The following is a 12,063-nucleotide window of genomic DNA, read 5'->3' on the forward strand; positions in this document are numbered from 1 at the left end:
CATCTTCGATTCTACTCGTGCGCACCGACAAAATCGGCTGCTCCCAATGACTTTGGCGATGCGACCCGATGACCGTGACGGTGTGGCGCGGCCCGGCCGCGGAGGCGCGCGCATTCAGGTCCAGGGGCGGGCATATCATGCGAACATGACCGGAATGGACCGCCCTCGGCGGTTGCGCCGCACTCCCGCCATGCGTCGGCTCGTCGCCGAGACCAGCCTGGAGCCGCGGCATCTGATTCTGCCCATGTTCGTCGCCGACGGGATCGGCGAACCGCACGAGATCTCCTCCATGCCAGGCGTTTTCCAGCACTCGATGGACTCGCTGCGCAAGGCGGCCGTGGAGGCGGTGGCCGCCGGCGTGGGCGGGCTCATGCTGTTCGGCGTGCCCAAGCCGGAGGACAAGGACGCGCAGGGGAGCGCGGCCAGCGATCCGGACGGAATCCTGAACCGCGGCCTGCGCGCACTGGTGCACGAGGTCGGCGGATCGACCGTGATCATGGCCGACACCTGCCTCGACGAGTTCACCGACCACGGCCACTGCGGCGTGCTCGACGACAGCGGCGCGGTCGACAACGACACCACGCTGATCCGCTACGTGGAAATGGCGTTGGCGCAGGCCGAAACCGGCGCGGACCTGCTCGGCACCAGCGGCATGATGGATGGCCAGGTGGCCGCCATCCGTGCGGGCCTGGACGACGCCGGGTACTCCGACACCGGCATCCTCGCCTACGCGGCCAAGTACGCCTCGGCCTTCTACGGTCCCTTCCGGGAGGCCGTCGGCTCCTCGCTGCAGGGGGATCGGCGCACCTATCAGCAGGATGCGGCGAACCGCCGCGAGGCAATACGTGAGCTGGAGCTGGATCTGCTCGAGGGCGCGGACATCGTCATGGTGAAGCCCGCCATGTCGTATCTGGACATTCTGCGCGAGGTCGCCGACCGCTCCACGGTGCCGGTGGCGGCCTATCAGATCTCCGGCGAGTACGCCATGATCACCGCGGCCGCCCAGCACGGCTGGATCGATCGCAAGGGCGCGGTGCTGGAGTCGCTGCTCAGCATCCGGCGCGCGGGCGCGGACATGGTGCTGACCTACTGGGCCACCGAGGCCGCGCACTGGCTGTCGTGAGCGTGACCGAGTAGTTCCGATCGTGAATCCGATGGTCCCGCCGGGTATTTCGCGCCCGGCTCCGGAAGACGTGCGCACCGCCTGCCAACTCTGGTACGCCACATTCGCTGTCGGGCTGGTGCAGTTGATCGCCTCGCTGGTGACGCAGTTCGGGCAGCGGCAGGATCTGGCGCAGCAGATGTTCGACCAGGTCAAGGAGCAGCAGCCGACCGTGACGCTGGCACAGGTGCAGGCCTGGATGGCGATCGTGTTCGTCCTGGTCGGCGTGTTCTGGCTGGTGCTCACCGGCGCCGGAGTGGCGGTGGTGTACCAGCTGGGACGCGGAAAGGCCTGGGCGCGAGCGCTTCTCACCGGGTTCGGCGTCTTCCTGGTGCTCGGCGCGGCGGGCACGCTGTTCGGCATCGGGGCGAAGGAGGGTGCGGCCGCGCTGGTCGCCGGCGGGGCCGGAATCGTGGGGGCGGTGCTGGCGGGCGGAGCCGTATTCCTGTGCTATCGAAGCGAATCCGAGGCCTTCTTCCGTCCCGGACCGCAGTAGGTACGCCTGAGTTTGTGACAAGCGTACTAGCGGGTATGGTGAGGGCAGTCACAGAGAATTCGGGAACCGGATGCCGGTCGTCATACGTTGTGTTATGGCGCGTTCGGCTCCGGGAAGGCGGAGGCAACGATGCGAGTGGTGATCCAGCAGCCGCACAGCCTGCGGCGCGATGTGCTGGTGCTGAGTCTGCTGTTTCTGTTCGGGCTGCTCACCCTCGCCGTGCTGTTGATTCCGGGCCTGGCCCGCTGAGCGAATCCACGATCTTTACGCTCGACCTATGAGTGAGGCCATCAACACCCCCGGGGCCGTGCTGTTCTCCGAGCCCGGTGCGCGCTGGCGGACCATCGCCTACGGACCCGCGCTGTGCGCGATCATTCTGGTCATCGAGCTGATTCGGGGCGGCGCCGTCCACTGGTTCGGGCTGGTCTTCTGCGCGGTGCTGCTGGCCGGATTCGTGTGGTTGCAGGTGGTGGCGGGCAAGCGGCACATCAGTGTCGAGCTGACGCCGGCGCAACTGCGCGAGGGCACGGAAGTGGTGCCGCTGCGCGACATCGCCGAGGTGCTGGCGGAGGAGGACGAGGAGTCCTGGGAGTATGAGGACTGGCAGTCGGCGCGGGCGCTGGGTGAGCTGACCGGAGTACCGCGGCGGCGCAAGGGAATCGGGCTGAAGCTGACCGACGGGCGGCTGGTGCAGGCGTGGGCGCGGGATCATGTCACGCTGCGTGCCGAGCTGACAGCCGCGCTGGGGCGGGCACGCGGTACCGATAGCGACCCCGGCACCGATGACGAGCCTGGCACCGATGACGAGAGCGGGTCGGACGACGAGCGGAAGGAAGCGCTGTGATGCGATGGCTGACCGTGTTCGCCGAGTTCGTGCTGGTGCCGGTGCTGGTGGTGGCGGCGGTGTGGTGCTGGCACAACGGGATTCGGACCACTGCCTTCAAACCGCAGGGTGAGGTGCCCGCGTTCACCGCGACGCGGTACATCGGGCCCTGGCTGGCGGGGTGCGCGGTGCTGGCCATCATGTCGGGGCTGGCGCTGATCGACGTGGTGGCGCGGGCAGTTCGGCTCGCGCGCTGAGCTTTTCGCGACATACCACGCGGGGGGTGCGAAGTCCGGATTCGCCTTGGAGGCGTCCGGGCGGTCGCGGAGAATCATGGGCATGAAGCGCACAGATCTCGTGAAACGCATCGCCACCGCGGTGCTGGCCACGGGGGTCGTCGGCGTCGCGGCGGTGGCCCCGGCCGCCGCCGCTCCGGTCGATGCCGTCCCGGATCATCGGACACACCCGGTCGAGCTGTCCTGGCAAGACCTACTACCGCCCCAGCTGAATTGCCTGCTGTCCACCGGATGGGCGGCGTTCTGCCTGGAGATTCCACTCCCGTAACGGGTTGCGGCGGCGTGACCGCAGACCGCGCCGCCGTCTCCGCTGCGGAAAAAGGTGTCAGCCCCGCTTGCGCGAGGGCCGGCTGCCGCTGACGCGAAGGCCTCAGCCCCAGTTCTGGTAAATATCCAGCACCCGCCCGCTCCGGCTGCCCGGCAGATCGAGGAAGATCGCGACGCTGCCGTCGGGATGATCGGCGGCCTCCGCGATCACCTGCCGGAGCGAGGCGTGCACGCCACCCTTGTCGTCCTTGTAGATGGTGGTGTCGGGCCGCAGGCCCGCCCCCATCCGGTTCAGCGGCACGACCATGCTGATCACCGCGGGTACGGGACCATCGGCCAGCACGGCGGTCTCACCGTGGGACAGCGTCACCCCCACCCGTCCCTGATCGATCTGCACCACCGGCTCCGCCGCTGCCGCGACTCCGGCCCCGGCGGCGAGCCCGGCCGTCACCGCGACGATCCCAACCCCGATTCGAACGACCCGCATACGTCCCGCCCTCTCTCCCACGTCGTCTCCTGTGCCGAGACATTACGCATCAGCAAACGTGTAGCGAATAACGTTGTGCGAAACTGGACTCCGGCGTGTTGCCCCACCGTCCCAGTGAGCCCACATCGGAGTCCGCGCACTGCAATTCGGAGTCCTGCGGCTGCGGGGCTGAAAGGGACCCGCGGGTATGCGGTGCCCGCAGCTCGCGGTTGAACCGCCATCGGTATTCGCGGGCCTGGTAGCGGTTGACGGTCGCGCCGCATCCCGCGGACCCGGCACCAGGCCGTTCGCCATCGTCGCGGTCGGGCCGCCCGATGGTTCGGCCGATGCCGCGGGGAGTTCGGGAGAGGCGGTATCGGCAGCGAGGGCTCGGGCGCCGGGGTGGGCGGCCGGGCCGCCTTCGGGATGCGGTGTTCGTATCGGGGTGCGAGGATGGCGGGTTGGCTGTGGGAAGGGCCACTCGACTACACCCTGTCGTCGACGGGGACGGGGGCGGCTGAGAGACTGGGTGCCGTGAGTTCTTCTCCGCGTGTGAGCCAGGTGTCGGTCCCGGTCTCAGCCCAACTTTTCGAACGCGCCGCGGCGGTCATCCCGGGTGGCGTGAATTCGCCCGTGCGTGCGTTCAACTCCGTGGGCGGCACGCCGCGGTTCATCGCCTCCGCGCGCGGTTGCACGCTGACCGACGCCGACGGCAACGACTACGTGGACCTGGTGTGTTCGTGGGGCCCGATGATTCTCGGGCACGCGCACCCGGCGGTGGTCGAGGCGGTGCAGCGGGCGGCCACGGGCGGGCTGTCCTTCGGCGCGCCGACCGAGGCGGAAATCGAGCTCGCCGAGGCCATCGCGGGCCGGGTCGCTCCGGTGGATCGGGTGCGGCTGGTGAACTCCGGCACCGAGGCCACCATGAGCGCGGTCCGGCTGGCGCGTGGTTTCACCGGGCGCGGCAAGATCATCAAGTTCAGCGGCTGCTACCACGGGCATGTCGACGCACTGCTGGCCGACGCCGGATCGGGCGTGGCCACGCTGGGCCTGCCGACCTCGCCGGGCGTCACCGGTGCGCAGGCGGCCGACACCCTCGTGCTGCCCTACAACGATCTCGATGCGGTGGCCGCCGCGTTCGCCGCCTACCCGGGTGAGATCGCGTGCGTCATCACCGAGGCCGCGGCGGGCAATATGGGCGCGGTCGCGCCGGTGGCCGGATTCAACGAGGGGCTGCGCCGGCTCACCACCGAGCACGGCGCGCTGCTCATCATGGACGAGGTCATGACCGGTTTCCGGGTGAGTCACTCGGGCTGGTTCGGCATCGACGGCGTGGCCGGTGACCTCTACACCTTCGGCAAGGTGATGAGCGGGGGCCTGCCGGCCGCGGCGTTCGGCGGGCGCGCCGACATCATGAATCACCTGGCGCCGCTGGGTCCGGTCTATCAGGCGGGCACCCTCTCGGGTAACCCGGTCGCGGTGGCCGCGGGCCTGGCCACGCTGCGCGCCGCGGACGAGCAGGTGTACGCGACGCTGAACAAGAACGCGGAGCGGCTGGGTGCGCTCATGACCGAGGCGCTGACCGCCGAGGGCGTCCCGCACCGGGTGCAATTCGCGGGCAATATGGTGAGCGTGTTCTTCGCCGAGAACCCGGTCACCGACTACGCCGCCGCCAAGGCGAGCGAAACCTGGCGTTTCCCAGCCTTCTTCCACGCGCTGCTGGATGCCGGTGTGTACGCGCCGCCGAGCGCCTTCGAAGCCTGGTTCGTCTCGGCCGCCCTCGACGAAGACGCGTTCGACCGCATCGCCGCCGCCCTCCCCGCCGCCGCGCGCGCCGCGGCGGCCGCCACCCCCGAAGGATCCGCCGCGTGAGCTCCGCCCACCCCGACTCCGGCCTACCCGCACCCACCCAGCACGAGGTTCCCCTCTCCGCCGCCGAGGCCACCCGCCTCCTGGACTCCATCCGTCAGGCCGAAGAGGAACTGGCCGAAACCGGCGAGCACATCGCCGTCTCCCCGGCCGAACCCGTTTCCACCCCAACGGAATCCGATAATTCCGGCGCAGTGGCCGATGAGCTCGGCGAGGCTGCGGCGTCCGCGGCCGGGGAGTTCGCTACCGCCGCCGGGTCCGAAACGGATCCGGATGACTCCGATGCGGGTGAATCCGCTGTTCCGCTTGCGTCGTTCTCGTCCGAGATCGTGGTCGAGATCGACCCCGATGCGGGTGAATCGGGCACGGAATTCGCGGCCCCGGGCGATTCGGATGCGGCTGCCGACGGCGCCGACGTGGCCCCCGGCACCACGGGCGGGTTGATCCTGCCGGGTGACGTAGCGAGCGATCTCGAGACGATCGTGCATGTCATGCGGCACGGCGAGGTCCACAATCCCAAGGGCATCCTGTACGGCCGGTTGCCCGGGTTCCAGCTGTCGGTGACGGGCCGGGCGCAGGCGCAGGCCGTGGCGCGGTCGCTGGCGGATCATGACATCGCGCTGGTGGTGGCGTCGCCGCTGCAGCGGGCGCAGGAGACCGCGGATCCCATTGCGGCGGGCCACGGTCTGGTGATCCGGACCGACGACAATCTGATCGAGGCCGGCAATACCTTCGAGGGGCTGCGGGTCTCGGCGGGGGACGGCGCGCTGCGCAAGCCCCGGCACTGGTGGAAGCTGCGCGACCCGTTCACGCCCTCTTGGGGTGAGCCGTATCTGCAGATCGCGCACCGCATGCTGGCCGCGGTGAACAAGGCGCGGGTGGAGGCCGCCGGCCGGGAGGCCGTGCTGGTCTCGCATCAGCTGCCGGTCTGGACGCTGCGCCGCTTCCTGCAGGGACAGCGGCTGTGGCACGACCCGCGGCACCGCCAGTGCTCGCTCGCCTCGCTGACTTCGCTCGTCTACCAGGGCGATACCTTGATCGACATCGTCTACTCGGAGCCGGCGGGCGCCTCGGATCCCAAGGTGACCGGGGCATGAGCGGGTCAGGCCCGGAGGAGGCAGCTTGCGTAACCACGCAGGGCCCCCGCTCATGCCGAAAGGGCACGGCATGAGCCGCGCCATCGCGTCCCGGCCCGCCCGCCGCCCGCTGCGCCGGGTCGCGGCGTTGCTGGCCGGTGCGAGTGTGGTGGCCGTGCTCGCCGGGTGTTCGACGGCGGGCAAGGACGCGGTGGCCCAGGGCGGCACCTTCGACTTCGTCTCCCCGGGCGGCAAGACCGAGATCTTCTACGATCCGCCGTCCTCGCGCGGCACCATCGGCAAGCTGTCCGGCCCGGATCTGCTGCACGACGGCAAGACCACGTCGGTGGACGATTTCCCCGGCAAGGTCGTGGTCGTCAATATCTGGGGCCAGTGGTGTGGCCCGTGCCGCGCGGAAGCGCCCGCGCTGGAACAGGTCTACCAGGCGAGCAAGGACAAGGGTGTCGCGTTCCTGGGCATCAATGTCCGCGACAACCAGAAGGACAAGGCCCAGGACTTCGTGACCGACAACAAGGTCGGTTACCCCTCCATCTACGACCCGTCCATGCGCAGCCTGCTCGCGCTCGGCGGCAAGTTCCCGACCAGCGTCATTCCCACCACCATCGTGCTGGACAAGCAGCACCGGGTGGCGGCGGTGTTCCTGCGCGCCCTGCTGGCCGAGGACCTGCAGCCGGTGGTGGACAAGCTCGCGCAGGAGCAGGCGTGAACCACGTGACCTACCTGGCGAGCGTGGGGGATTCGTTCCAGCAGACCGCCGCCACCGGACCGCTGCTGCTGGCGCTGGGCGCGTGCATGCTGGCCGGTCTGGTGTCGTTCGCCTCGCCGTGCGTGGTGCCCCTGGTGCCCGGCTACCTGTCGTACCTGGCCGGTGTGGTGGGCGCGGAGGCCCCGCCGGTGACGGTGGAATCGGCCAAGACCACCAGAACCGCCGTGGCGGGCCGCAATTCCGCGCGCCTGCGGGTGGCCGGCGCGGCGGGCCTGTTCGTGGCGGGCTTCACGGTGGTGTTCGTGCTGGCCTCGGCGACCGTGTTCGGCGCGATCCAGGTGCTGAACGTCAATCGTGATCTGCTGCAGCGCATCGGCGGCGTGGTGACCATCGTGATGGGCCTGGCGTTCATCGGTCTCATTCCGGCGCTGCAGCGCGACACCCGCATGGAGCCGCGCCGGCTCAGCGGCCTCATCGGGGCTCCGCTGCTGGGCGCGGTCTTCGCGCTCGGCTGGACACCGTGCCTGGGTCCGACGCTGTCGGGCGTGATGGCGGTGTCGGCGGGCACCGAGGGCGCCACCGCGGTCCGCGGCGTGGCCCTCATCGTGGCCTACTGCCTGGGCCTGGGCCTGCCCTTCGTGATCCTGGCCTTCGGCTCGGCGACCGCGCTGCGCGGCGTCGGCTGGTTGCGCCGTAATTCCCGCACCATTCAGGTGATGGGCGGTCTGCTGTTGGTGGCCGTCGGCATCGCCCTGGTGACCGGGGCGTGGGACCAGTTCGTCTCCTGGGTCCGCGACGCCTTCGTCTCGAATGTGACCCTGCCGATCTGACATGACTGCCACCATCGAAACCCCCAGCGCCCCCGTCCGTCCGCCGCGTCAGTCGCCGTTGCGGCGCGTACTCGGCGTCCTGCGCAATACCTGGCGCGGACTGACCAGCATGCGTACCGCGCTGATGCTGCTGTTCCTGCTGGCCCTGGCCGCCATCCCGGGCGCGCTGCTGCCGCAGCGCAGTTTGAACGCGGGCAAGGTCGACGACTACATCCGCAACCGGCCGACCCTGGGCCCATGGATGGACCGGCTGCAGCTGTTCGACGTGTTCTCCAGCTTCTGGTTCACGGCCGTCTATGTGCTGCTGTTCATTTCGCTGGTGGGCTGCATCCTGCCGCGCTGTGTGGACCACTACCGTGCGCTGCGGACGCCGCCGGTCAAGGCGCCGCGCAACCTGTCTCGCCTGCCGCATCACTGGTCGGGGACCGACGCGGCCACCCCGGAGCAGGTGATCGAGCGGGCTCGCGGTCAGATGCGTGGCTGGCGCACGGTCGTGCAGCCGGGCGATCGCGAAGGGGAACTGACTCTTTCGGCGGAGAAGGGCTACACCCGCGAGCTCGGAAACCTGGTCTTCCACCTGGCGCTGGTGGGTCTGCTGGCGGCGATCGCGGTCGGCAAGCTGTTCGGCTACGAGGGCAATGTGGTCGTGCTCGCCAATGACGGCCCGGGTTTCTGCACCACCTCGCCCGCGGTATTCGACTCGTTCCGCGCGGGCAATGTGAACGACGGCACCGGCCTGACGCCGATGTGTGTGCGGGTCAAGGACTTCCGGGCCGACTACCTCCAGAACGGCCAGGCGTCCATGTTCACCTCGAACATCCAGTACCAGACCGGTAAGGATCTGAACTCCGACACCTGGCGGGACACCGCCATCCAGGTGAACCATCCGCTGCGCGTCGCGGGCGACCGGGTCTACCTGCAGGGACACGGTTTCGCGCCCAAGTTCACGGTGACCTTCCCGAACGGCCAGACCCGCACCGAGGCCATCCAGTGGAAGCCGGACGACGCCACCACCTTCCTGTCCTCGGGGGTGCTGCGCATCGATCCGCCGGGCGGCATGTATCCGAACGAGGAGGAGCGCCGCAAGCATCAGGTGGCGATCCAGGGCCTGTTCGCGCCGACCGCGCTCATGCACGGGCAGTTGCTGACCTCCATGTATCCGGCCATGAAGGATCCCGCGGTGGCGATCGACATCTACCAGGGTGATACCGGCCTGGACACCGGCCGCGCGCAGTCGCTGTTCGCGCTGGACCCGGAGATGATCAAGCAGGGCCGCCTGATGAAGGAACAGCGGGTGAACCTGAAGCCGGGTGAGTCGGCGACCCTGTCCGACGGCACCAAGGTCACCTTCGACGGCGCGGAAGAGTTCGTGAACCTGCAGGTTTCGCACGATCCGGCGCAGCAGTGGGTGCTGGTGTCGGCGCTGACCATGATGGCGGGCCTGCTGGTGTCGCTGCTGGTGAAGCGCCGTCGCATCTGGTTGCGGGTGTACCCGGGTACCGGAACCGACGAGGTACGACGTACCGTAGTAGAAATGGGCGGATTGGCCCGCACCGACCAGGCCGGGTGGGGCGGCGAGTTCGACCGCCTGCGTGAGCGGCTGCTGACGGGAGAGAAGTAATGCCGATCGACGAGAACATCGCCTCCTACAGCGATCTCGCGTTCAAGTCGGCCATCGTGATCTACGCGCTGGTCTGGATCATGCTGGTCTGGCAGTTCGCCCTCACCCGCACGGTACCGACGGCCGCCGCCCGTCAGCTGGTCACCTCCGGAGGCGGTTCCGGCATCGTCGACGAGCCGCCCGCCAATGTGCCCGGCAAGGTGCAGCCACGCGGGGGCGAGCGCCCCTTCTCGGAGCGCCTGGGCAATATGGCCTTCGCGGTGCTGTTCGTGGGCTTCGGTGTGCACCTGGTCTCGATCGTGCTGCGCGGCTTCGCGACCCACCGCTTCCCGCTGGGCAATATGTTCGAGTTCATCTCGATGGCGACCGGCGCGGCCGTGCTGCTCGGCCTGATCCTGCTGCGCGACCAGCGCTACCGTGGCATGTGGTCGTTCCTGCTGGTGCCGGTACTGATCCTGCTGTTCCTGGCGGGCACCAAGCTGCACGTGGACGCGGCCCCCGTGGTCCCGGCCCTCAAGTCCTACTGGCTGCCGGTGCACGTCACCGTGGTGTCGATCGGCTCGGGCGTCTTCCTGGTCTCCGGTGTCGCGAGTCTGCTGTTCCTGTTCCGCCTCTGGCAGCCCGCGGGCGCGGAGTCCGGCACCATCCTCGGCCAGCTGGCCCGCCGCCTCCCCGACGCCCAGCTGCTGGACCGGCTCGCCTACCGCACCACCATCATCGGCTTCCCGATCTTCGGCGCCGGCGTCATCCTCGGCGCGATCTGGGCCGAGGCCGCCTGGGGCCGCTTCTGGGGCTGGGACCCCAAGGAGACCTGCTCCTTCATCGCCTGGGTCCTCTACGCCGCCTACCTGCACGCCCGTGCCACCTCCGGCTGGCGCGACACCAAGGCCGCCTGGATCAACATCGCCGGTTTCGTGGCCATGCTCTTCAACCTCTTCATCATCAATATCGTGGTGAGCGGTCTGCACTCGTACGCGGGTCTGAACTGACCCGGCAGGCTTCCCGAACTGGCCCAATGGGTTTCGGAAGGTCCCGGCACGTCTCAGTGCCGGGGCCTTCTTCTATTCCCGGGAACTTCCGATCGGTGCTCAGGGGCTGTACCGTATTAAGCGACCGTGATTAGAACACGTTCTAGTTTTTAGAGAAGGGGCTCGTCATGGCAGTGGCGCCGCAGGGTCGGGTTCGGAACGTGCGGGAGATCGACGTGGGCGAGGCGCCCACGCGGTACGCACGCGGATGGCATTGCCTCGGGCTCGCGAAGTCGTTCCGGGACGGGAAGCCGCATCAGATCTCCGCATTCGGGACCAAGCTGGTGGTCTTCGCCGACAGCAAGGGTGAGCTGCACGTGCTCGACTCCTACTGCCGGCATCTGGGCGGCGACCTCAGCATGGGTGAGATCAAAGGTGATTCCATCGCCTGCCCGTTCCACGACTGGCGCTGGGGCGGCAATGGGAAGTGCACCGGGATTCCGTACGCGCGGCGGGTGCCGCCGCTGGCGCGGACGCGGTCGTGGATCACCTTGGAGCGCAACGACCAGCTCTTCGTGTGGCACGACCACGAGGGCAACCCGCCGCCGGACGAGGTGACGATCCCCTACATCGAGGGCCCGTACACCGATGCCGAGGGCAAGGGCACCGAGGGGCTCGCCGACGGCTGGACCGAGTGGACCTGGGAGTCCATGGTGATCGAGGGCTCCAACTGCCGCGAGATCATCGACAACGTCGTGGACATGGCCCACTTCTTCTACATCCACTACGCGTATCCGACGTTCTTCAAGAACGTCTTCGAGGGCCACGTCGCCACCCAGTTCCTGGACTCCACGGCGCGCCCGGACAAGGGCATGGCCACGCAGTACGGCGGCAACTCGACGCTGAAGTCGGTGGCCTCGTACTTCGGGCCGTCCTACATGGTCAATCCGCTCGTCAACAACTACAGCGGGTTCGAGCTCGAGACTGTGCTGATCAATTGCCACTACCCGATCTCGCAGGACGCGTTCGTGCTGCAGTACGGCATGTCGGTGCGCAAGCCGCAGGGCATCGACGATGCCTCGGCCGATCGGATCGCGAAGAAGATGACCGTCGGCATCGGTGAGGGCTTCCTGCAGGACGTCGAGATCTGGAAGCACAAGTCCAAGATCGAGAATCCGCTGCTGACCGAGGAGGACGGCCCGGTCTACCAGCTGCGCCGCTGGTACGAGCAGTTCTACGTGGACGTCGCCGACATCGACCCGAAGTCGGTGCAGCGCTTCGAGTTCGAGGTCGACACCACCAAGGCCAATGAGGCGTGGGAGGCGGAGGTCGCCGAAAACCTCAGGCGCAAGGCGGAAGAGGACGCCGTCAGTCACTGACGGGGATCGGGTTCCGGACGGTCCGGGTGGGCGGGGGGTGGGCGCCCACCCCGAACGGGGGGGGTTGGGGGCCGCGGTGTCCG

Annotated in this window: 13 protein-coding genes; 12 read left to right on the forward strand and 1 reads right to left on the reverse strand. The window is 68.6% G+C overall.

The window, feature by feature from the left end; all coding sequences use genetic code 11:
* Positions 1-145 precede the first annotated feature (145 nt).
* The 5 genes from hemB to ACFXKA_RS32655 all read left to right on the forward strand — a co-directional run bounded on the left by hemB (position 146) and on the right by ACFXKA_RS32655 (position 3,045).
* On the forward strand, positions 146-1,123 hold the full coding sequence (gene hemB, locus ACFXKA_RS32635) for a porphobilinogen synthase (protein WP_379430223.1): 978 nt from the start codon (positions 146-148) through the stop codon (positions 1,121-1,123).
* A gap of 31 nt (positions 1,124-1,154) precedes the next feature.
* Complete coding sequence (locus ACFXKA_RS32640) at positions 1,155-1,658, forward strand: hypothetical protein (RefSeq protein WP_379430248.1); 504 nt, start codon at positions 1,155-1,157, stop codon at positions 1,656-1,658.
* 277 nt (positions 1,659-1,935) lie between these two features.
* Entirely contained in the window at positions 1,936-2,502 is a 567-nt protein-coding gene (locus tag ACFXKA_RS32645) for a hypothetical protein (RefSeq protein ID WP_379430224.1), read from the forward strand.
* Positions 2,502-2,738, forward strand: a complete 237-nt coding sequence (locus tag ACFXKA_RS32650) for a hypothetical protein (RefSeq protein WP_354846866.1) — start codon at positions 2,502-2,504, stop codon at positions 2,736-2,738. Before ACFXKA_RS32645 ends, ACFXKA_RS32650 begins: the two co-directional genes overlap by 1 nt.
* Positions 2,739-2,820: 82 nt before the next feature.
* The gene (locus tag ACFXKA_RS32655) at positions 2,821-3,045 is read left to right on the forward strand and encodes a hypothetical protein (RefSeq protein WP_379430225.1); all 225 of its coding nucleotides are present in this window, start codon (positions 2,821-2,823) and stop codon (positions 3,043-3,045) included.
* Between the two features lie 102 nt (positions 3,046-3,147).
* On the opposite strand, the gene ACFXKA_RS32660 is transcribed toward ACFXKA_RS32655, so the two are convergent.
* Positions 3,148-3,531 (reverse strand): hypothetical protein, encoded by a 384-nt coding sequence (locus ACFXKA_RS32660; RefSeq protein ID WP_379430226.1) that lies wholly within the window; start codon positions 3,529-3,531, stop codon positions 3,148-3,150.
* 513 nt (positions 3,532-4,044) lie between these two features.
* Here ACFXKA_RS32660 and hemL point away from each other — a divergent pair.
* The 7 genes from hemL (at position 4,045) to ACFXKA_RS32695 (ending at position 11,980) form a co-directional block, all read left to right on the forward strand.
* Entirely contained in the window at positions 4,045-5,382 is a 1,338-nt protein-coding gene (gene hemL / locus ACFXKA_RS32665; protein WP_379430227.1) for a glutamate-1-semialdehyde 2,1-aminomutase, read from the forward strand.
* Positions 5,383-5,870: 488 nt separating this feature from the next.
* A complete protein-coding gene (locus ACFXKA_RS32670; RefSeq protein WP_354847158.1) occupies positions 5,871-6,476 on the forward strand; it encodes a histidine phosphatase family protein in 606 nt (201 codons plus the stop codon).
* Positions 6,477-6,546: 70 nt separating this feature from the next.
* A complete protein-coding gene (locus ACFXKA_RS32675) occupies positions 6,547-7,182 on the forward strand; it encodes a TlpA disulfide reductase family protein (RefSeq protein WP_379430249.1) in 636 nt (211 codons plus the stop codon).
* 5 nt (positions 7,183-7,187) lie between these two features.
* The gene (locus ACFXKA_RS32680) at positions 7,188-8,012 is read left to right on the forward strand and encodes a cytochrome c biogenesis CcdA family protein (RefSeq protein WP_354847152.1); all 825 of its coding nucleotides are present in this window, start codon (positions 7,188-7,190) and stop codon (positions 8,010-8,012) included.
* Position 8,013: 1 nt separating this feature from the next.
* Positions 8,014-9,633 carry a cytochrome c biogenesis protein ResB gene (locus tag ACFXKA_RS32685; RefSeq protein WP_379430228.1) on the forward strand — a complete coding sequence of 540 codons (1,620 nt, stop codon included), beginning with the start codon at positions 8,014-8,016 and terminating at the stop codon, positions 9,631-9,633.
* Positions 9,633-10,622, forward strand: coding sequence for a c-type cytochrome biogenesis protein CcsB (gene ccsB, locus ACFXKA_RS32690; protein WP_379430229.1), 990 nt, complete (start codon positions 9,633-9,635; stop codon positions 10,620-10,622). Before ACFXKA_RS32685 ends, ccsB begins: the two co-directional genes overlap by 1 nt.
* Before the next feature lie 167 nt (positions 10,623-10,789).
* Complete coding sequence (locus ACFXKA_RS32695; protein ID WP_379430230.1) at positions 10,790-11,980, forward strand: Rieske 2Fe-2S domain-containing protein; 1,191 nt, start codon at positions 10,790-10,792, stop codon at positions 11,978-11,980.
* Positions 11,981-12,063: the final 83 nt, after the last annotated feature.

This window comes from Nocardia sp. NPDC059228 (genome assembly GCF_042754245.1).
Taxonomy (GTDB): Bacteria; Actinomycetota; Actinomycetes; order Mycobacteriales; family Mycobacteriaceae; genus Nocardia.

Bases quoted from the DNA above. Each gene is read 5' to 3' on its own strand.
- hemB (WP_379430223.1), top strand. From the start codon at position 146: ATGACCGGAATGGACCGCCCTCGGCGGTTGCGCCGCACTCCCGCCATG.
- ACFXKA_RS32640 (WP_379430248.1), top strand. From the start codon at position 1,155: ATGGTCCCGCCGGGTATTTCGCGCCCGGCTCCGGAAGACGTGCGCACC.
- ACFXKA_RS32645 (WP_379430224.1), top strand. From the start codon at position 1,936: ATGAGTGAGGCCATCAACACCCCCGGGGCCGTGCTGTTCTCCGAGCCC.
- ACFXKA_RS32650 (WP_354846866.1), top strand. From the start codon at position 2,502: ATGCGATGGCTGACCGTGTTCGCCGAGTTCGTGCTGGTGCCGGTGCTG.
- ACFXKA_RS32655 (WP_379430225.1), top strand. From the start codon at position 2,821: ATGAAGCGCACAGATCTCGTGAAACGCATCGCCACCGCGGTGCTGGCC.
- ACFXKA_RS32660 (WP_379430226.1), bottom strand. From the start codon at position 3,531: ATGCGGGTCGTTCGAATCGGGGTTGGGATCGTCGCGGTGACGGCCGGG.
- ACFXKA_RS32670 (WP_354847158.1), top strand. From the start codon at position 5,871: ATGCGGCACGGCGAGGTCCACAATCCCAAGGGCATCCTGTACGGCCGG.
- ACFXKA_RS32675 (WP_379430249.1), top strand. From the start codon at position 6,547: ATGAGCCGCGCCATCGCGTCCCGGCCCGCCCGCCGCCCGCTGCGCCGG.
- ACFXKA_RS32685 (WP_379430228.1), top strand. From the start codon at position 8,014: ATGACTGCCACCATCGAAACCCCCAGCGCCCCCGTCCGTCCGCCGCGT.
- ccsB (WP_379430229.1), top strand. From the start codon at position 9,633: ATGCCGATCGACGAGAACATCGCCTCCTACAGCGATCTCGCGTTCAAG.
- ACFXKA_RS32695 (WP_379430230.1), top strand. From the start codon at position 10,790: ATGGCAGTGGCGCCGCAGGGTCGGGTTCGGAACGTGCGGGAGATCGAC.